16 protein-coding genes are annotated in these 19,662 nt (G+C 72.5%); 12 read left to right on the top strand and 4 right to left on the bottom strand.

What is annotated here, in order from left to right; genetic code table 11:
• The first annotated feature begins 16 nt into the window (after positions 1-16).
• Positions 17-3,040 (top strand): alpha-mannosidase, encoded by a 3,024-nt coding sequence (locus OG406_RS07370; protein WP_326841862.1) that lies wholly within the window; start codon positions 17-19, stop codon positions 3,038-3,040.
• A gap of 286 nt (positions 3,041-3,326) precedes the next feature.
• Here OG406_RS07370 and OG406_RS07365 read toward each other — a convergent pair whose 3' ends face one another.
• On the bottom strand, positions 3,327-4,061 hold the full coding sequence (locus tag OG406_RS07365) for a FadR/GntR family transcriptional regulator (protein ID WP_329184819.1): 735 nt from the start codon (positions 4,059-4,061) through the stop codon (positions 3,327-3,329).
• A gap of 194 nt (positions 4,062-4,255) precedes the next feature.
• Between OG406_RS07365 and OG406_RS07360 the strand changes: the two genes are divergently transcribed.
• The 8 genes from OG406_RS07360 (at position 4,256) to OG406_RS07325 (ending at position 12,232) form a co-directional block, all read left to right on the top strand.
• Positions 4,256-5,332, top strand: coding sequence for a sugar ABC transporter substrate-binding protein (locus OG406_RS07360; RefSeq protein WP_329184817.1), 1,077 nt, complete (start codon positions 4,256-4,258; stop codon positions 5,330-5,332).
• Complete coding sequence (locus OG406_RS07355) at positions 5,329-6,885, top strand: sugar ABC transporter ATP-binding protein (protein WP_164371289.1); 1,557 nt, start codon at positions 5,329-5,331, stop codon at positions 6,883-6,885. Before OG406_RS07360 ends, OG406_RS07355 begins: the two co-directional genes overlap by 4 nt.
• A complete protein-coding gene (locus tag OG406_RS07350; RefSeq protein ID WP_266617694.1) occupies positions 6,878-7,903 on the top strand; it encodes an ABC transporter permease in 1,026 nt (341 codons plus the stop codon). Before OG406_RS07355 ends, OG406_RS07350 begins: the two co-directional genes overlap by 8 nt.
• A 73-nt stretch (positions 7,904-7,976) precedes the next feature.
• A complete protein-coding gene (locus OG406_RS07345; RefSeq protein WP_329184812.1) occupies positions 7,977-9,332 on the top strand; it encodes an L-fuconate dehydratase in 1,356 nt (451 codons plus the stop codon).
• Positions 9,329-10,102 (top strand): SDR family NAD(P)-dependent oxidoreductase, encoded by a 774-nt coding sequence (locus OG406_RS07340; RefSeq protein ID WP_164371286.1) that lies wholly within the window; start codon positions 9,329-9,331, stop codon positions 10,100-10,102. The genes OG406_RS07345 and OG406_RS07340 overlap by 4 nt, the downstream gene beginning before the upstream one ends.
• A complete protein-coding gene (locus OG406_RS07335) occupies positions 10,099-11,085 on the top strand; it encodes an aldo/keto reductase (RefSeq protein WP_329184809.1) in 987 nt (328 codons plus the stop codon). The genes OG406_RS07340 and OG406_RS07335 overlap by 4 nt, the downstream gene beginning before the upstream one ends.
• A complete protein-coding gene (locus tag OG406_RS07330) occupies positions 11,082-11,396 on the top strand; it encodes an L-rhamnose mutarotase (protein WP_164371284.1) in 315 nt (104 codons plus the stop codon). The genes OG406_RS07335 and OG406_RS07330 overlap by 4 nt, the downstream gene beginning before the upstream one ends.
• The gene (locus OG406_RS07325; RefSeq protein ID WP_329184807.1) at positions 11,393-12,232 is read left to right on the top strand and encodes an amidohydrolase family protein; all 840 of its coding nucleotides are present in this window, start codon (positions 11,393-11,395) and stop codon (positions 12,230-12,232) included. The genes OG406_RS07330 and OG406_RS07325 overlap by 4 nt, the downstream gene beginning before the upstream one ends.
• Positions 12,233-12,260: 28 nt before the next feature.
• Here the strand turns inward: OG406_RS07325 and OG406_RS07320 are convergent, their stop codons facing one another.
• The gene (locus OG406_RS07320) at positions 12,261-13,688 is read right to left on the bottom strand and encodes a lipase maturation factor family protein (RefSeq protein ID WP_329190688.1); all 1,428 of its coding nucleotides are present in this window, start codon (positions 13,686-13,688) and stop codon (positions 12,261-12,263) included.
• Positions 13,689-13,805: 117 nt separating this feature from the next.
• Here OG406_RS07320 and OG406_RS07315 point away from each other — a divergent pair, with 117 nt between their 5' ends.
• The 3 genes from OG406_RS07315 to OG406_RS07305 all read left to right on the top strand — a co-directional run bounded on the left by OG406_RS07315 (position 13,806) and on the right by OG406_RS07305 (position 18,230).
• Complete coding sequence (locus OG406_RS07315) at positions 13,806-15,119, top strand: DUF6777 domain-containing protein (protein WP_329184806.1); 1,314 nt, start codon at positions 13,806-13,808, stop codon at positions 15,117-15,119.
• A 102-nt stretch (positions 15,120-15,221) separates the two neighbouring features.
• Entirely contained in the window at positions 15,222-17,297 is a 2,076-nt protein-coding gene (locus OG406_RS07310) for a SpoIIE family protein phosphatase (RefSeq protein ID WP_329184804.1), read from the top strand.
• 72 nt (positions 17,298-17,369) lie between these two features.
• Entirely contained in the window at positions 17,370-18,230 is an 861-nt protein-coding gene (locus OG406_RS07305; protein ID WP_266617701.1) for an Fpg/Nei family DNA glycosylase, read from the top strand.
• Between the two features lie 19 nt (positions 18,231-18,249).
• On the opposite strand, the gene OG406_RS07300 is transcribed toward OG406_RS07305, so the two are convergent.
• The gene (locus OG406_RS07300; protein ID WP_266617702.1) at positions 18,250-18,930 is read right to left on the bottom strand and encodes a zf-HC2 domain-containing protein; all 681 of its coding nucleotides are present in this window, start codon (positions 18,928-18,930) and stop codon (positions 18,250-18,252) included.
• 199 nt (positions 18,931-19,129) lie between these two features.
• Entirely contained in the window at positions 19,130-19,645 is a 516-nt protein-coding gene (locus OG406_RS07295) for a hypothetical protein (RefSeq protein ID WP_081220549.1), read from the bottom strand.
• Positions 19,646-19,662 lie beyond the last annotated feature (17 nt).

Below are 19,662 nucleotides of genomic sequence, written 5' to 3'. Positions count from 1 at the left end.
CCCACGGAGCACTCACATGCATGACGACCGCACCCTGGTCGAGTCCCGCCTCAAGCGCGTCCTGGACGAACGCATCCGTCCGGCCGTGTACCCCGAGTCCGTTCCGCTGGAGGTGGCGGTCTGGAACGCGCCCGGTGAACCCGTGCCCGTCGAGGAGGGCCTCGCCGCCCCGACGGAACCGATCGAGGTGGGCGCGCGCTGGGGTGCTCCGTGGGGCACCAGCTGGTTCCGGGTCACCGGGACCGTGCCCGAGGCCTGGGCCGGCCGGACCGTCGAGGCCCTCCTCGACCTCGGGTTCGACGAGAACATGCCCGGCTTCCAGTGCGAGGGGCTCGTGTACCGGCCCGACGGCAGCCCCGTGAAGGGCCTCAACCCGCGCAACCAGTGGGTGCGGGTCGCCGCCCCGGCCGAGGGCGGCGAGTACGTCGACCTGCGCGTCGAGGCGGCCTCCAACCCGGTCATCCTCGACTACCACCCCTTCCGGCCCACCCAGCTCGGCGACAAGGAGACGGCCGGCAGCGAGCCGCAGTACACGCTCGCCCGCATGGACCTCGCCGTCCTCGACGAGGAGGTGTGGAACCTCGTCATCGACCTGGAGGTCCTCGGCGAGCTGATGGCCGAACTGCCCGTGGAGTCCCCGCGCCGCTGGGACATCCTGCGCGCCGTGGAGCGCGCCCTGGACGCCGTGGACCTCCAGGACGTCAACGGGACGGCGGAACAGGCCCGTTCGCTGCTCCAGGACGTCCTGGCCGCCCCCGCCGTGCCGTCGGCCCACCGGATCAGCGCCGTCGGACACGCGCACATCGACTCGGCGTGGCTGTGGCCGCTCCGCGAGACCGTGCGCAAGGTGGCCCGCACGACCTCCAACATGACCGCCCTCATCGAGGACGAACCCGACTTCGTCTTCGCCATGTCGCAGGCCCAGCAGTGGGCCTGGGTGAAGGAGCACCGGCCCGAGGTGTGGGCCCGCGTGAAGAAGGCCGTCGCCGACGGACGGTTCGTGCCCGCGGGCGGCATGTGGGTCGAGTCCGACACCAACATGCCGGGCTCCGAGGCGATGGCCCGTCAGTTCGTGCACGGCAAGCGGTTCTTCCTCGACGAGTTCGGCGTCGAGAACGACGAGGCGTGGCTGCCCGACACCTTCGGCTTCGCCGCAGGACTGCCGCAGATCATCAAGGCGGCCGGGTCCAAGTGGCTGCTCACGCAGAAGATCTCCTGGTCGCAGACCAACAAGTTCCCGCACCACACCTTCCGCTGGGAGGGCATCGACGGCACCCGGATCTTCACCCACTTCCCGCCCGTCGACACCTACAACTGCTCCATGAACGGGCGGGAGATCGCCCACGCGGCGAGCAACTTCAAGGACAAGGGCGCCGCCCGGCACTCCCTCGCCCCGACCGGCTGGGGCGACGGCGGCGGGGGCACCACCCGCGAGATGATCGCCAAGGCGGGCCGCCTGCGCGACCTGGAAGGCTCCGCGACCGTCACCTGGGAGACCCCCGAGGACTTCTTCCGCAAGGCCGAGGCGGAGTACCCCGACGCACCCGTCTGGGTCGGCGAGCTGTACCTCGAACTGCACCGCGCCACCCTCACCAGCCAGGCGAAGACCAAGCAGGGCAACCGGCGCAGCGAACACCTCCTGCGCGAGGCCGAGCTCTGGGCCGCCACCGCCGCCGTCCGTACCGGGTTCACCTACCCGTACGAGGAGTTGGACCGCATCTGGAAGACGGTCCTGCTCCACCAGTTCCACGACATCCTGCCCGGCTCGTCCATCGCCTGGGTGCACCGCGAGGCCCGCCGCACCTACGAGCGGGTCGCGGCCGAGCTGGAGGCCGTCATCGGCGCGGCCCAGCGGGCGCTGGCGGGCGAGGGCTCGGCGCCCCTGGTCTTCAACTCGGCGCCGCACGCCCGCGACGGGGTCCCCGCCGGTGGCGCACGGACACCGGCGGTGCTCGGCGAGACGGCTCTGGCACCGCGCGTGGACGGCGGCTACGTCCTGGACAACGGCGTGCTGCGCGTGGAGATCGACGCGCAGGGACTCGTCGTGTCGGCGTTCGACCTGTCCGCCGACCGGGAGACCGTCGCACCGGGGCGGGCGGCGAACCTGCTGCAACTCCATCCCGACTTCCCGAACATGTGGGACGCCTGGGACGTCGACGAGTTCTACCGGAACACGGTCACCGATCTGGTGGACGCCGACGAGGTCGCCCCGGGCGAGGACGGCGTCTCGGTGCGGATCGTCCGCTCCTTCGGCACCTCGAAGGTCACGCAGGTGCTCTCGCTGTCGCCCGGCGAACAGCGCCTGGACATCGACACCGAGGTCGACTGGCACGAGACGGAGAAGTTCCTGAAGCTCGCCTTCCCGCTCGACGTGCACGCCGAACGGTACGCGTCGGAGACCCAGTTCGGGCACTTCTACCGGCCCACCCACACCAACACCTCATGGGAGGCGGCCAAGTTCGAGGCCTGCAACCACCGCTTCGTGCACATCGAGGAACCGGGGTGGGGCGTCGCCCTGGTCAACGACTCGACGTACGGCCATGACGTCACCCGCGCCGTCCGGGACAGCGACTCCGGTACGACGACCACCGTCCGGGTCTCGCTGCTGCGCGCGCCGCGCTTCCCCGACCCGGAGACCGACCAGGGCATCCACCGGTTCCGGCACGCCCTCGTGCCGGGCGCGGCGATCGGTGACGCGGTGCGCGAGGGCTGGCGCATCAACCTGCCGGAGCGGCGGCTGGCGGGCTCCGGCTCGCAGGAGGTCCTGCCGCTGGTCGGTGTCGGACAGGACGCGGTCGTGGTGACGGCGGTCAAGCTGGCCGACGACGAGAGCGGTGACGTGATCGTGCGGTTCCACGAGTCGCGTGGTGGCCGGTCGCGGGCCACCCTGACCGTGGGCTTCGCGTTCGACGACGTCACGGTCACGGACCTGCTGGAGCGGCCGCTCGCCGACGCGACGGAACCCGAGCGGGACGGGAGCCGTCTGCGGGTGTCCCTGCGGCCGTTCGAGCTGGTGACGCTCCGGCTGAAGCGGGCCTGAGGCCCGACGTCCCGGACCGGCCCCACCACGGTCGGTCCGCGACGTCGGCTCGCCGCCCCGGCTCGTGTGGAGGCTCGCCGGGCGGCGCCGGCGGCATCCGGGACGGCGCCCGGCGGTCCGGCCCTGCCGGAGGGGCGCGCGCGGATGAGTTCCTCGCGGCACGACCCGTCGGACGGTGAACGGGCCGGCAGGGTCGGCACCCTCACGCGCCGGCGACTGCACGCGGTGTCCGTTGCCGGTGGAACCGGCGGAACCTGCCGAACCGGTGATACGTGGTGGGCCGGAGCTACGGCGCGAGCTGCGACCGGAGCCACTGCTCGACCTCGCCGACGTGTGCGGCGGCCGCCGCCCGTGCCGCGTCGGGATCGCGTGCCACCAGCGCGCGCAGGATCGCCGCGTGCTCGCGCCGGGTGCGGTCGAAGGCGCCCTCCTCCTGGTAGCCACGCCAGACACGGGCGCGGAACGTGCGGGAGGAGAGCCCGTCCAGGATGGCGGTCATCGTCTCGTTGCCCGCGGCGGCGACGATCTCGCGGTGGAAGGCGAGATCGTGGGCGAGGATCTGCTCCGGATCGTCCGTCGCGTTCATCGCCGTCAACTGTTTGTCGACCTCGGCGAGTTGGTCCGGGGTGATCCGCGCGGCGGCCATCGCGGTGGCCGTCGACTCCAGGATGCGGCGCAGCTCCAGCAGTTCGACGAGCTGGTGGCCACGGGAGAGATCGGCCACCACGCCGAACGTCTCCAACAGGTCACCCGCCTCCAGCTGCGTCACGTAGATGCCCGATCCGTGCCGGGCCTCCAGTACGCCGAGGACCGTGAGCGCCCGGATCGCCTCGCGCATCGAACTGCGGGAGATGCCCAGCTGGGACGCCAGGTCCCGTTCGGTCGGCAGCCGCTGCCCCGGCTCCAGCCGGCCCTCCCGGATCAACGCCTTGATCTGCTCGATGGCGCGCTGCGTCACGGTGCCCTTCGGCGGGGCGGGGTCCTTGCCGGACTCCGCCCCGACGGGCTGGCTCTCGTCCACGCCACTTCCTCCTGTTGCCGGGTGCGCCGCAGTCTAACGACCGAAGTGGTCAGACCACTATGGCCGGAAACTACGAATAGTTGGCTCCAGAGGGTGTCGGAGGCCCGAAGTGGTCTGATAAATATTCGTCCCGGTCGGTAGAGGGACCTCCGGCCACCCGTCCTGCTCGATCACGCTCAATGAGGAGCCGTCAGATGGCCGGCAGAACTGTGCGGAACAGGCGAATCCCGTCGCGGACGGTGTGCGCGGCGGCGGTGGCCGCCTGCGCGACCCTCGCTCTCGCGGCGTGCGGCAGCACGAAGGACGACGTCGCCTCGGGCGGCGGAAAGGGTGACGGAGGCGGCAAGGTGGGGGTGATCCTGCCCCTGCTGACGTCACCGTTCTGGCAGTCGTACAACGACTACGTGCCGAAGATGGCGACGTCGCAGGGAGTGGACGCGCTCAAGACCGTCAACTCCAACAGCGACCCCTCGCAGCAGATCACCGACATCAACAACCAGCTCAACCAGGGCGTCAAGGGTCTGGTGGTCGCGCCCCTCGACAGCGCCGCGATCGCCGCGGGCCTGGACCAGGCCGAGCGCAAGGGCGTCCCCGTGGTCGCCGTCGACGTGGCGCCCGAGAAGGGCAAGGTCGCCATGGTCGTCCGCGCCGACAACGTGGCGTACGGCGAGAAGGCCTGCCAGTACCTCGGCAAGCAGATCGGCTCCGGCAAGGTCGTGCAGATCATGGGCGACCTCGCGTCCGTCAACGGCCGTGACCGCTCCGAGGCGTTCCGTGCCTGCGTCCGGAAGAACTTCCCGAAGCTGAAGGTCCTGGAGATCCCCGCCAAGTGGGAGTCGGACACCGCGGCCTCCAAGCTCGACACGCTGCTGAACGCCAATCCCGACATCAAGGGCATCTACATGCAGGCGGGCGGTGTCTACCTCGCGCCCACCCTGCAGACCCTCAAGTCCAAGGGCATGCTGAAGAAGGCGGGCGCCGCCGGGCACATCGCCATCGTCTCGAACGACGGCATCCCGCAGGAGTTCGACGCCATCCGCAAGGGTGAGATCGACGCCACCGTCTCCCAGCCGGCCGACGCCTACGCCAAGTACGGCATGTACTACATCAAGGCCGCGATGCAGGGGAAGACGTTCAAGCCCGGTCCGACCGACCACGACTCCGAGATCGTGAAGCTGCCCGGCGGCATCCTGGAGGACCAGCTGCCCGCGCCGCTCGTCACCAAGGAGAACGTGGACGATCCGGGGCTCTGGGGCAACACGGTCAAATGAGCACTCCACTGGTCGAGGCGCGGGGGATCACCAAGCGGTACGGTCCCACCGTCGCTCTCCGAGACGGTCGACTCGCCGTGTTCCCCGGCGAGTCCCATGCCCTGGTCGGCCGCAACGGCGCCGGCAAGTCCACCCTCGTCACCCTGCTCACCGGCCTCCAGGCACCCGACGAGGGGACGATCAGCTTCGGCGGCCGGCCCGCACCCGCGCTCGCCGACCGTGACGCCTGGCGGCGCAAGGTGGCCTGCGTCTACCAGAAACCCACCGTCGTACCGGAGTTGACGGTCGCCGAGAACCTCTTCATCAACCGGCAGCCGGCGGGCCGGGGCGGCTTCATCAGCTGGCGCCGGCTCCGGTCCGAGGCGGCGCGGCTGCTGGAGACCTGGGACGTGCGCGTCGACCCGGACGCCCGCACCGCGGACCTCAAGGTCGAGGACCGGCAGATGGTCGAGATCGCACGGGCGCTCTCCTTCGGCGCCCGGTTCATCGTGCTGGACGAACCCACCGCCCAGCTCGACAGCCGGGAGATCGAGCGGCTCTTCACCCGGATGCGGGGGCTCCAGGAATCCGGCGTCACCTTCCTGTTCATCTCGCACCACCTCCAGGAGGTGTACGAGGTCTGCCAGACGGTCACGGTCCTGCGGGACGCCCGCTGGATCACCACCGCGCCGGTCGCCGACCTCCCGCGCCCCGCGCTGATCGAGGCCATGGCGGGGGAGTCGATCGCCGAACTGGCCGTCGAACCAAGGGAGTCTGACGAGGACGCACCCGTGGTCCTGGACAGCACGGGACTCACCTCCCCGGCGTACGAGCGGATCGACCTGACCGTCCGCCGGGGCGAGGTCGTCGGGCTCGCCGGCTCCAGCGGCAGCGGCAAGACCGAGCTGGCCGAGTCCTTCGCCGGACTGCACACCCCCACCGGCGGCAGCGCCCGGCTGGACGGCGAGCGGCTCCCGTTCGGTGACGTGGCCGCCGCGCTGAAGGCCGGCGTCGGCTGCGTTCCGCGGGACCGGCACGAGCAGGGCCTGGTGCCCGGGATGAGCGTCGGTGACAACGTCACCCTGAGCGTCCTGGACCGGCTGGGCCGCCGCGGGTTCATCGGCACCGGCCGCAGACGCGGCTTCGCCGCCGGGCTCATCGAACGCCTCGGCATCCACACCGAGGGGCCCGAGCAGCCGGTCTCCGACCTCTCGGGCGGCAACGCGCAGAAGGTCGTCATGGCCCGCGCGCTCGCCTCGGACCCGCGCCTGCTCGTACTGATCAACCCGACCGCGGGCGTCGACGTGAAGTCCAAGGAGTCCCTGCTGTCCCGGATGGACAGCGCCCGTGAGGACGGCACCGCCGTGCTGGTCGTCTCCGACGAACTCGACGACCTGCGCCGCTGCGACCGCGTCCTCGTCCTCTTCCACGGCCGTGTCGTCGCCGAGCATCCGGCGGGCTGGCGCGACCACGAGCTGATCGCCTCCATCGAAGGAGTGGACCATGGCAACGGCACCGCCGCGGGGGACACCCCCCAGGCCCCCGGGAGCGGCGGGGGAGGCCGGGATGACTGAGACGAAGACCCCGGCGCCCGCCCCCGCCCGCACCCCCGACCCGCGCGCCGCCAAGGCCGTCCTCCTGCGCAGGGCCCGTGAACTCGCCCTCGTGCCCGCGTTGTTGCTTCTGGTCGTGCTCGGCGCGTTCGTCAACGACTCCTTCCTCACCGAACGCAACATCATCTCCATCCTCGGGGCCTCGGCCGCCCTCGCGATGGTCGTGCTCGCCGAGTCCCTCGTCCTCATCACCGGCAAGTTCGACCTGTCGCTGGAGTCCGTCGTCGGCATCGCGCCCGCCGTCGGCGCGCTGCTCGTCCTGCCCGCCGCCCAGTCGGGCTGGGGCACGGAGTTCCCGGCGGCGCTCGCCCTCCTCGCGGTCCTCGTCGTGGGCGCGGCCATCGGAGCCTTCAACGGCGTCCTCGTCGTGAAGTTCAAGCTGAACGCCTTCATCGTCACGCTCGCGATGCTGATCGTCCTGCGGGGCCTTCTGGTCGGCGCGACCAAGGGCAAGACCCTGTTCGGCATGCCCGACGCGTTCTTCTCCCTCGCCACCACGACGTTCCTGCGCGTCCCGCTGTCGGTGTGGCTGGCCGCCGTCGCCTTCGCGGTCGCCGGTCTGGTCCTCAAGTACCACCGCGTCGGACGCGCGTTGTACGCCATCGGCGGCAACGCCGACGCGGCCCGCGCCGCCGGCATCCGGGTCGAGCGGGTGATGCTCGGGGTGTTCGTCGTCGCGGGTGTGCTCGCGTCGGTCGGCGGCGTCATGCAGACCGGCTACGTCGGCGCGATCAGCGCCAACCAGGGCAACAACATGATCTTCACGGTGTTCGCCGCCGCGGTCATCGGCGGGATCAGCCTCGACGGCGGCAAGGGCACCATGTTCGGCGCCCTCACCGGTGTCCTCCTCCTCGGCGTGGTGCAGAACCTGCTCACGCTCGCCCAGGTGCCGTCCTTCTGGATCCAGGCCATCTACGGCGGGATCATCCTCGTCGCCCTCATGATCGCCCGGGTGACCACGGGCCGCGCGCAGGACTGAGCGACCGAGCACCGGGGCCCGGACCGGCGGACGCCCCACCGAGGACCCCCTGTCACCGACCGAAAGGCCTTCCGTGTCCCCGACCCCCGCCCGCATCACCGCGGTCGACACCTACGACGTCCGTTTCCCCACCTCGCGCGAGCTCGACGGCTCGGACGCGATGAACCCGGACCCCGACTACTCGGCGGCGTACGTCGTCCTGCGCAGCGACGCGCCGGACGGGGCCGAGGGGCACGGCTTCACCTTCACCATCGGGCGGGGCAATGATGTCCAGGTCGCCGCGATCGACGCGCTGCGAGGTCATGTCCTCGGCCGGCCGGTGGACGAGCTGTGCGCCGACCCGGGCTCCCTCTCCCGGGACCTGGTCGGCGACAGCCAACTGCGCTGGCTCGGACCGGAGAAGGGCGTGATGCACATGGCGATCGGCGCCGTGGTCAACGCCGTGTGGGACCTGGCGGCCAAGCGCGCCCGCAAACCCCTGTGGCAGCTCCTCGCGGAGGCCGACCCCGCCTGGCTCGTCGGCCAGGTCGACTTCCGCTACATCACGGACGCGCTGACCCCGGACGAGGCGCTCCACCTGCTGCGCCGGGGGAGGGAAGGGGCGACGGAGCGCACCGCCACCCTGCGCGCCGAGGGCTTCCCGGCCTACACCACCTCACCGGGCTGGCTCGGCTACAGCGACGAGAAACTCACCCGGCTCGCGGCGGAGGCGGTCGCCGGGGGATTCCGGCAGATCAAACTGAAGGTGGGGGCGGACCTCGCGGACGACCTACGCCGCTGCCGGGTCGCCCGCGCCGTGGTGGGCCCGGACATCCGCATCGCGATCGACGCCAACCAGCGCTGGAACGTCGACGAGGCGATCGACTGGACACGGGCCCTCGCCGAGTTCGAGCCGTACTGGATCGAGGAGCCGACGAGCCCGGACGACATCCTCGGGCACGCCGCCGTCCGCTCGGCCGTCGCCCCCGTCAAGGTCGCCACCGGTGAACACGTCCAGAACCGCATCGTGTTCAAGCAGCTCCTCCAGGCGGGCTCCGTCGACGTCCTGCAGATCGACGCGGCCCGGGTCGGCGGGGTCAACGAGAACCTCGCGATCCTGCTCCTCGCGGCCAAGTTCGGCATCCCCGTCTGCCCGCACGCCGGAGGCGTCGGACTGTGCGAACTCGTCCAGCACCTCTCGATGTTCGACTTCGTCGCGCTGGCCGGCACCACCGACGACCGGGTCATCGAGTACGTCGACCATCTGCACGACCAATTCACCGAACCCGTGGTGATCCGCGACGGCCGCTACACGGCCCCCACCGCTCCGGGCTTCTCCGCCACCATGCGCCCCGAGTCCATCGCGGAGTTCACCTATCCGGACGGCACCTTCTGGACCGCCGACCTCGCCCAGCGGGACGCCGACGAACGCAAAGGGAAGGCAGCATGACGGACCCTCAGGAACTCCGTGACTTCGACGGGCTGACGGCGCTGGTGACGGGCGGGGCCTCCGGCATCGGCCGCGCCACCGCCGACCTCCTCGCCGCCCGCGGTGCCCGCGTCGCCGTCCTCGACCTCGACCCGTCGTCGGTCGACAAGCCGCTCACCGGCCACCGCGCCGACGTCACCGACGACGCCTCGGTGCGCGCGGCGACGGCCGCCGCGGTCGCCGGCCTGGGCGGCCTCGACGTGCTCGTCAACAACGCGGGCATCGGCGCCCGCGGCACCGTCGAGGACAACGACGACGAGGAATGGAGCCGCGTGCTGGACGTCAACGTCCTCGGCATCGTGCGGACCACCCGAGCGGCGCTGCCCCACCTGCGGGCCTCCTCGCACGCGGCGATCGTGAACACCTGCTCCATCGCGGCCACCGCCGGACTGCCCCAGCGCGCCCTGTACTCGGCCTCCAAGGGCGCCGTCCTCGCCCTCACCCTCGCGATGGCCGCCGACCACGTCCGCGAGGGTATCCGCGTCAACTGCGTCAACCCCGGCACGGTCGACACCCCGTGGGTCGGCCGGCTCCTCGACGCCGCCCCCGACCCGGCCGCCGAACGCGCCGCCCTGGAGGCCCGCCAGCCCACCGGCCGGCTGGTGTCCGCGCCCGAGGTCGCCGGGGCCATCGCCTACCTGGCGAGCCCTCTGTCCGGCGCCACCACCGGCACCGCGCTCGCCGTCGACGGCGGCATGCAGGGCCTGCGACTGCGCCCGGCGGGCCGGTGAACACCCTCGGCGCGAGCGGCGTCCCCGTCGGCGCCCTCTCCTTCGGCGCCGCCGGCATCGGCAACCTGTACACCGAGGTGACCGACGAGCAGGCCCGCGCGGCCGTCGACGTCGCCTGGGCCTGCGGCATCCGTACCTTCGACACCGCCCCGCACTACGGCATCGGCCTCTCCGAGCGGCGGCTCGGCGCCGCCCTGCGCGACCGGCCCCGCGCCGCGTACACCCTCTCGACCAAGGTCGGCCGCCTGCTGGAACCCGCGGACGCGGGCGGCGACGACCTCGCCCACGGCTTCGCGGTGCCGGCCACCCACCGCCGTGTCTGGGACTTCAGCGCCGACGGGGTACGTCGGAGCCTGGACGCCAGCCTCGAACGGCTCGGCCTCGACCGGGTGGACGTCGTCTACCTGCACGACCCCGACGACCACGCCGAGCAGGCCTTCCACGAGGCCTACCCGGCGCTGGAGAAGCTCCGCGCGCAGGGCGTCGTCGGCGCGATCGGCGCGGGCATGAACCAGACCGCGATGCTCACACGCTTCGTCCAGGACACGGACGTCGACGTGGTCCTGTGCGCCGGCCGCTACACCCTCCTCGACCACGACGCCCTCACCGCCCTGCTGCCCGCCGCCCGGCAGCGCGGCACCTCCGTCGTCGTGGGCGGCGCCTTCAACTCCGGTCTGCTGGCCGACCCGGGACCCGGATCGACCTACAACTACGCAGCCGCACCGGCCGGGTTGCTCGACCGGGCGCTCCGGCTGAAGGAGATCGCCGAGCGGCACGGGACCACGCTGCGGGCCGCGGCCCTCGCCCTGCCCGCGGCACACCCCGCCGTCGCGAGCGTCCTCGTCGGCGCCCGCTCCGCCGCCGAAGTCCACGACTGCGCGGCGCAGTTCGCCACACCCGTACCGGCGTCCTTCTGGCGGGAGCTGCGCGCCGCCGGCCTGCTGCCGGACTCCGCCCCCCTCCCCGTACCGGAGCCGTCATGAGAGTCGCCCTGCACACCAAGGTCCGCCCGGAGCGCGTCGCCGCCTACGAGGCGGCACACCGACAGGTGCCGGCCGAACTCACCGCGGCGATCCGGGCCTCCGGAGCCACCTCCTGGACCATCTGGCGCAGCGGCACCGACCTCTTCCACCTCCTGGAGTGCGAGGACTACGGGCGCATGCTCGCCGAACTGGAGAAGCTCCCCGTGAACATCGCCTGGCAGGCCCGCATGGCCGAACTCCTCGACGTCGTGCACGACTACTCCGGGGCGGGCGCCGAGGCGGGACTGCCGGTGGTCTGGGAACTGCCGTGACGGTCGACGCGCACCACCACGTGTGGGACCTCGCCGTCCGGGACCAGGACTGGATCACCGGACCCGAACTCCGGCCCCTGCGCCGGAACTTCAGGATGCCGGACCTCGAACCCGAGGCCGTGGCGGCGGGTGTGGACCGCACCGTCCTCGTGCAGACGGTCACCGTCGCCGAGGAGACGCCGGAGCTGCTCGCCCTCACGCGGGAGAACCCCCTGGTGGCCGGCGTCGTGGGCTGGACCGACCTGACCCGCCCCGACGTCGCCGACGAACTGGCGCGGCTGCGGGAACTGCCCGGCGGCCACCGCCTCAAGGGCATCCGCCACCAGGTCCAGGGCGAGCGCGACCCCGGATGGCTGCTGCGCCCGGACGTGCGGCGCGGACTCGAAGCCGTCGCCGAGGCGGGACTGGTGTACGACCTCGTGGTCCTGCCGCACCAGTTGCCCGCGTGCGTCCGGGCCGCGGCCGACCGTCCCGGGCTCACGTTCGTCCTCGACCACCTGGGCAAGCCCCCGGTCGCCTCCGGTGCGCTCGAACCCTGGGCGAGCGCCGTCCGCGCGCTGGCGGCGCTGCCCAACACCGTCTGCAAGCTCTCCGGGCTGGTCACCGAGGCCGACCCGGCCCGCCGGACCCCGGACGCCCTGCGGCCGTACGCGGACACCGTCCTCGCCGCCTTCGGGCCCGACCGGATCATGTTCGGCTCGGACTGGCCGGTGTGCACGCTCGCCGCGACGTACGGCGAAGTCCTCGAAATCGCCCAGGAGTTGACGACGGCACTGAGCCCGGGAGAGCGGGAGGCGGTGTTCGCCGGGACCGCCACGCGCGTCTACGGGCTCTGACCCGCGGGCTCCGCCCGGCCGCGGCGGCTCAGGGCACCCGCCGCCGTGCACCGCCTTCCAGCCGGGTCGGCGGAAGGAAGTCGCGTACGTACGTCCGGTGCCAGCAGGCGCCCGTCTCGCGCAGTTCGGGCCACGTCGTGTAGCGGTAGCGGAAGAGACGGGCGCGGACGAAGCGGGGCGGGGCGTCCGCGGGGAACGGCGAGCGGCGCAGCAGCCGCAGCGTGTCCCGGTCGTTCACCAGCAGCCGTTCCACCAGCCCGCCGAACCACGCGTCGGCGTAGCCGGGGGAGAGCGCGGCGAACCACATCAGCCAGTCGAGACGCAGATGGTACGGCGCGAACTGGCGCGGCCAGTACCGCGGATCACCGGGCTTGCCCCGGAACTCGTACTCCCTCCAGCCGGTGTCCTCGTGCGGGACCTCGTCGGCGGTGCCCTCGACCACCACCTCGTGGCGCACCCGGCTGACGCTGCCGAACGCCCCGTAGGTGTTGACGAGCCGGAGCGGGTCGAAGGAGCGGTTCATGACCTGCCGCCGCGAGAGCATGTTGCGCACCGGGCGGACGCCGAGCGCCAGCAGCCCGGCGGACACGGCGAGGACGACGATCTCGTACCAGAGCGGGGGCGCCGCGGTGTGCGGCGCGTCGCCGGGGATCCGTACGGCACTCACGGCGATCACGATCGTCGTCCAGTTCAGCCAGGAGAAGTTGCCGGACAGGACCAGCCACAGCTGGGTCAGGATCATCAGGCAGGCCGCGGCGGTCGCGACCGGCTGCGGGGTGAACAGCAGGACGGGCACGACGAGTTGGGTGACGTGGTTCGCGGCCACCTCGACGCGGTGCAGCGGTTTCGGGAGGTGGTGGAAGAACCAGCTCAGCGGCCCCGGCATCGGCTGGGTCTCGTGGTGGTGGTCGAGGCAGGTCAGGTCGCGCCAGCAGGGGTCGCCCCGCATCTTGATCAGGCCCGCCCCGAACTCGACGCGGAACAGCAGCCAGCGCAGCAGGAACAGGACCACGACGGGCGGCGCCACCTCGTCGTTGCCCAGGAACACCGCGAGGAACCCCACCTCCAGGAGCAGGGACTCCCAGCCGAACGCGTACCAGGTCTGTCCCACGTTGACGATCGACAGGTACATCGCCCACGGGAGCAGCCACAGCAGCATCGAGCCCCACAGCGGCAGATACGCGTCGGCGCCCGCGATCAGCGCCACCGACACGGCGCAGCCGGTCCAGGACCAGAGGGCGAAGAAGCGGTCCGAGTAGCGCAGGTGGAACACGCTCGGGGCGTCCCGGAAGCGCACCCGCCGCAGGAAACGCGGCACCGGCAGCATCCCGCGCTCCCCGATCAGCGCGCGGAACTGCAGGGCCGCGCCGAGGAACGCGACGAGATACAGGACGGCCAGCCCCCGCTGGAGGACCAGCCGGCTCAGCCAGTAGTCGGGTGCCGCGAACCACTCCACGTCGAGCGCTCCTCTCCCGTCCATTGTGACGCTGGGTGACCGTACTCCGCTTGCGTGCGCCAAGAGGGTGACGCAGAGAATGATCCACGACTGGCCCGCGATGAACGGGAGAACGTGGTGCGCATACCCACCAGGCCCCTCGTCACCGGCGGCGCCCTCGCGGCGGTTCTCCTCTTCGCCGCGTGCGGTGGCGGCCACGACCGGGACACGGCGGCGAGCGGAGCGGCCGACGGCGAGGTCCTCCTCCAGCCGCTCTCGGACCGAGGTCCGGACCCCTTCACGGAGTCGACCGCCACCACCGGCGGCACCCCGCCGCCCGTCACCCGAACGCCGCAACCGACGGCCACCGGGGACCAGGGCCCGCGCTCCTTCTCGGGCGCCACACCCGGCCTCTACGGAGGGACCCGGAACACCGGCAGCTGTGACGTGGAGCGGCAGGCCGGGGCTCTCGCCGCCGACCCGGCCAGGACCCGCGCCTTCGCCCTGTCGTCCGGCATCGCACCCGAGTCCGTCCCCGGCTACCTGCGCGGACTGACCTCGGTCGTGCTGCGCGCGGACACCCGCGTCACCGACCACGGGTTCCGTGACGGGCAGGCGACCCGGTTCCCGGCCGTGCTCCAGGCCGGTACGGCCGTCCTCGTCGACGACCGGGGCGTGCCCCGGGTGCGCTGCGCCTGCGGCAACCCGCTCGGGCGGCCCGTCGCGACGGACGCCGAGCCGGCCACCCGTGGCCGGCCCTGGAGCGGGTACCGGCCCGTCCGGGTCGTCGTCGTGACCCCGGCGCCCGTCGTGATCACCGGCCTCACGATCACCGACGTCACGGCGGACAGCTGGATCGAGCGGCCCGTCGGACAGGACGGCCACCGTCACGACCGCCCGGTCCCGCGACCCGGCGGTACGACCCCGCCCGGCCGCCCGGACACCTCCCCGAGCCCGCACGACTCCGCCCCCGGGACCGCTCCCCGCGACGAGGACGGCGTGAGCCCGTCGCCGGACGGCTCCGCCGAGGACTGCGTCACGCCGGACGCGCCACGCGCCGAGCCGTCACGCACCGAGCCGCCGGAGACCGCCGAGACCACCCCGGAGGAGTCCGCCGGATCCGGCACCGGGCCCTCCGCCACGCCGACCGACGACAGCGTCATGGGCGTCTCCCGCCACGACCGCCCGTCAGCGCCCGGCGAGCCGGCCGGCTGCGCCACGACCCCGGCCCCCTCCCACTCCGACGGGGGAGTCCCGCGGCCCAGCGGGACGGCCACGCCCGGCCACCCGGCCACCCGGACGCCCTCGGCACCCCCCACCGGGACGGCCACACCGCCCGAGGACACCGTCCCGGACCTCCCCGACGCCCCCGGCGACGGCGGGCTGCTCCCGGACGACCCGGACCCCGGCGAGAGCGTCTTCGACGTCTCCACCGGAGTGTTCGACGGCTGAGCGAACGCTCGGTGAGGGCGGCCCGGTAAAGGGCTCCCCCGGAACCCGGAGCAAGGGCCTCCAGAAGTCGAATAATCGGGCAAATGCTGGCAAGGTGGCCCCATGGTTGATCGGGGAGCGAGCGCCCTGTCACTCCCGGACGACTGGCCCGCCCACCCGGATCCGATCCTGGCGCTCAATCGCATGGGCAGCTTCGACTGGGACCTGGACACCGGTCTGATGCACATGGACGCCCGGGCCCACGAGGTCTTCGACGTGCGCCCGGACGAGTACGACGGGCTGCCCGCCACCCTCGCCGTGCGCGTCCCGCCGGCCGAGTCGGCGCGCCTGGACGCGATGGTGTCCCACGCCCTCAAGGACGGCAGCGAGAACTACGGCGCCTACTTCCGCATCCGCCGCCGCGACGGCGCCCTGCGCTGGACCCACACCCAGGGCTACATCCGCCGCGACGAGAACGGCCGGCCGCGCCGGATCATCGGCATCGTCCGCGACGCGACCGACGAGCTCAGCGAGGCCGCGGCGCGCCGTGAGCAGGCCGCCCAGGAGGAGGCCCGGCGCCATCAGACGAACGTCGTCCAGCTCACCACGGCGGCGCTGGCCCACGCCGTCACCGTCCAGGACGTCATCGACGTCCTGGAGGACACCCACGGCCTCACCCACCTGGGCGCGACCAGCCTGGTCATGGGCCTGGTCGAGGCCGGCCGCATCCGCATGGTCGCCACCGGCCCCGTGGACAGCTACGTCCCCGGCACCCGGGTCACCCGCCTGGACGCGCAGTACCCGATGAACGAGGTCGTACGGAACCTCGCGCCGCACTTCATCGAGTCGCCCGAGGAGTTCGCCGCCTCGTACCCGCTGCTGTGGCCCAACATCACCGGCCTGAACATCACCTCGGCCGCCTATCTGCCGCTCATCGTGCAGGCCCGCCCCATCGGCGCGATCGGCCTGCTCTACAACGACCGGCGCGGCTTCTCGGAGGACGAGCGCAACGTCCTCGTCGCCCTCGGCAGCAGCATCGCCCAGAGCCTCCAGCGGGCCATGTTCTTCGAGCAGGAGAAGGACCTCGCCCAGGGCCTCCAGCAGGCCATGCTGCCGCGCTCCATCCCCAGCGTGCCGGGCGCCGACATCGCCGTCCGCTACCGCTCCGCCTCGCTCGGCCGCGACATCGGCGGCGACTGGTACGACCTCATCCCGCTGCCCGGCGGCCGCGTCGGCGCCGTCATCGGCGACGTCCAGGGGCACGACACGCACGCCGCGGCCGTCATGGGCCAGCTGCGCATCGTGCTCCGCGCGTACGCCGCCGAGGGCCACACCCCGGCCACCGTGATGGCCCGGGCCTCGGTCTTCCTCGACGAACTCGACACCGACCGCTTCGCGACCTGCCTGTACGCCGACATCGACCTGTCCACCGGAGTGGCCCAGCTCGTCCGGGCCGGCCACATCGACCCGCTGGTCCGGCACACCGACGGAACGTGCAGGCGGCTGCCGGTGGAGGGCGGCCTGCCGCTCGGCCTGTCCGCCGAGTTCGGGCGCCTCGAATACCCGGTCGCCACCATCGAACTCGACCCCGGCCAGACCCTGCTGCTCTGCACCGACGGACTCGTCGAAGTACCCGGCGCCGACCTCGACGACGGCATGCACACGCTCCGGGAGGTGATCCGTGTCGGCCCGCCGGACGTCGACGATCTCGCCGACGGGCTCATCGACATGGCGGAGGACCGGGGCGGGGACGACGACGTCGCCCTGCTGCTCCTGCGCCGCCGCGGCCTGAGCGACCAGCGCTCCGGCGGGCGCCTCCAGCAGCACGTGGCACCGGGCGACCCCGAGGCGCTCGTCGAGGCCCGGCACATGATCCGGGCCGCGGTCCGCGCCTGGGGGGCCGGCGAGCTGGCCGACGAGATCGAACTGGTCGCCGACGAACTCATCACCAACGCCCTCATGCACACCGAGGGCTCGGCCGTCGTCACCCTGCGGGTGCTGACCGGATCCGACCGCAGACTGCGGGCCGAGGTCGAGGACTCCTCCAGCGCCCTGCCGCGCCGCCGCGAGGCCGGGGAGTCCGGTGTGTCCGGCCGCGGACTGCTCCTCGTCGACCGGCTCACCGACGTCTGGGGCGTGGAGGCCCGGGGCGGCGGCAAGGCCGTCTGGTGCGAGTTCGTCGTCCGGGAACGGGACTGAACCGCCCGGAGCCGCGCGCCCCGGCCGGAGGTGTTCGGTAGCGCTGTCGGTGCCGGATGGCACTCTGGACGTATGCCGGAACTGCCCGAGGTCGACGCGCTCAAGGACTTCCTGGCCGACCGTCTCGTCGGCCGCGAGATCGTGCGCGTGCTGCCCGTCGCCATCAGCGTCCTGAAGACCTACGACCCTCCCGTCTCGGCCCTGGAAGGGCGCGAGGTCACCGCCGTCCGCCGGTTCGGCAAGTTCCTCGACATCGACGCGGACGGCCTGCACTTCGTCACCCACCTGGCCCGCGCGGGCTGGCTGCACTGGCGCGACACCCTGCCGGACGGCCCGCCCAAGCCCGGCAAGGGCCCGCTCGCGCTGCGGGTCGCGCTGGAGACCGGCGAGGGCTTCGACCTCACCGAGGCCGGCACCCAGAAGCGCCTCGCGGTGTACGTCGTCGCGGACCCGGAGCTGATCCCCGGGGTCGCCCGCCTCGGCCCCGACCCGCTCGCCGACGACTTCGACGAGGAGCGCTTCGCGGGCCTGCTCCAGGGGGAGCGGCGTCAGCTCAAGGGCGCGCTGCGCGACCAGAGCCTGATCGCGGGTGTGGGCAACGCGTACAGCGACGAGATCCTGCACGCCGCGAAGATGTCCCCGTTCAAGCTCGCCTCCTCCCTGACCCCGGAGGAGACCAGCCGGCTGTACGAGGCGCTGCGCGTCACCCTCGCCGAGGCGGTGGAGCGCTCCCACGGGCTGGCCGCCGGCCGGCTCAAGGCCGAGAAGAAGAGCGGGCTGCGGGTGCACGGGAGAGCGGGGGAGGCCTGCCCGGTGTGCGGCGACACCATCCGTGAGGTGTCCTTCAGCGACTCCGCCCTCCAGTACTGCCCGACCTGCCAGACCGGCGGCAAGCCGCTGGCGGACCGCCGCATGTCCCGCCTGCTCAAGTAGCGGAGCGGACGGGCACCGGTCAGGGAGCTTCGAGGGTCACCAGGTGCTTGCCGTCCGCCGTGCGCACCTCGTACCGGCCGATGTCGGCGCTCCGCAGGGCCGCGCCGCCCCGCATCCGGGTGGCCTCGCCGTGGTGGGGCGGGACCATCCAGCTGGTCACGGTCTCCTCCGTGCCGTCCTTGCCGACGGCGACGAGCTGACAGGAGCGGGGACCTCCCGGGTCCTTGACCCGGACGTCGACGTCGGTGCCCCAGGTCCGGTCCGCGGTCGTCACCTGGGCCCAGACCCCGGTGTCCGCGTCGGTGGCGGCGACCCGGTGCTCCTGCGGGTCCGCCGCCGCGACCCGGTTGGCGGGGGTGTCGTGCGCGGTGGCGACCGCGATCGCGGGGCCGCCGGCCGCGAGGACCACGGAGGCCGCCACGACGTAGAGGAGGCGCCTGCGCCCCGCCCGGTTGCGCGCGGCCACCTCGCCGAGCAGCCGGTCGAGCAGCCGCGGCCCGGGGGCGGCGAACGGGTGCACCGTGCGCGGCGTCGAGCGGCGGTACAGCATCAACTGCCGTGTGGCGGGGCGAAACTCGCTCACGTGCGCCGTACACCGAGGGCACTCCATGAGGTGGTCCTCGAAGCGGAAGGCTTCCGCCTCGTCGAGCACGCCGAGTGCGTAGGCGCCGACGTCGCCATGCCGTTCCAGGGACCTCATACCGAATACCGAATCCTCGTGGCGATGGTGCGGACTGTGAGTGGTGCTGCTGTTGCCCACGGGTACGCACCAGACCGCCGAATCACTCAAGACCCGTCCGGAATCGCGGTTCAGACATTCGGAGCGCCGGTGCCCGCGGATTGGTGCGGTCCGAGGAAATCTCGCGGCGCGGTGGAGGAAGCGGTGGCGGGGGACGTTCTCAGAAGAGGTGGATGGCGAGATGCCCGAGCGGAAGCCCCAGCCGCCAGGCGGGCGTCCACACCTTGGGTCCGTCGTCCTCACCCGGTACGGGACCGCCCCCGGGCACCGCGTCCAGGTCCGGAGCGAGCAGCTCGGTCTCCTCCAGCCAGCGCCAGGCCGTCGACGCCAGTTCCAGGTCGGGATCGGGCGCGGCCGACCCGGCGGCCTCGGCGGCGCGCAACGCCATGCGTTCGCGCACCCACTCCTGCCAGGGCTGGTCGTAGGCGGTCAGGGAGAGCCAGGTCTCCAGCTGCGTGATGACCCGGATCCCCGAGAGTTCGCCGCTGCTGTCGGACAGGAAGATGGTCAGCGCGAGGGCGTCACGCCCGGCGCGGAACTCGAAGGACGTCGGCGGCATCAGATCGCCGGTCCGCAGCAGTTCGTCGGCGATGTACTCGGCGTACAACCAGGCCATGGGAACGGTGAGTTCGCCACCCCCGGTGCCGTCCGTGCTCTCTTGCCCTCTGTGCAGCATCCCTTCCTGCCCTCCTC

Source organism: Streptomyces sp. NBC_01428, from assembly GCF_036231965.1.
Classification (GTDB): domain Bacteria; phylum Actinomycetota; class Actinomycetes; order Streptomycetales; family Streptomycetaceae; genus Streptomyces.
The sequence above is the reverse complement of the archived record's forward strand: the minus strand, read 5'-3'. Positions and strand labels throughout refer to the sequence as shown.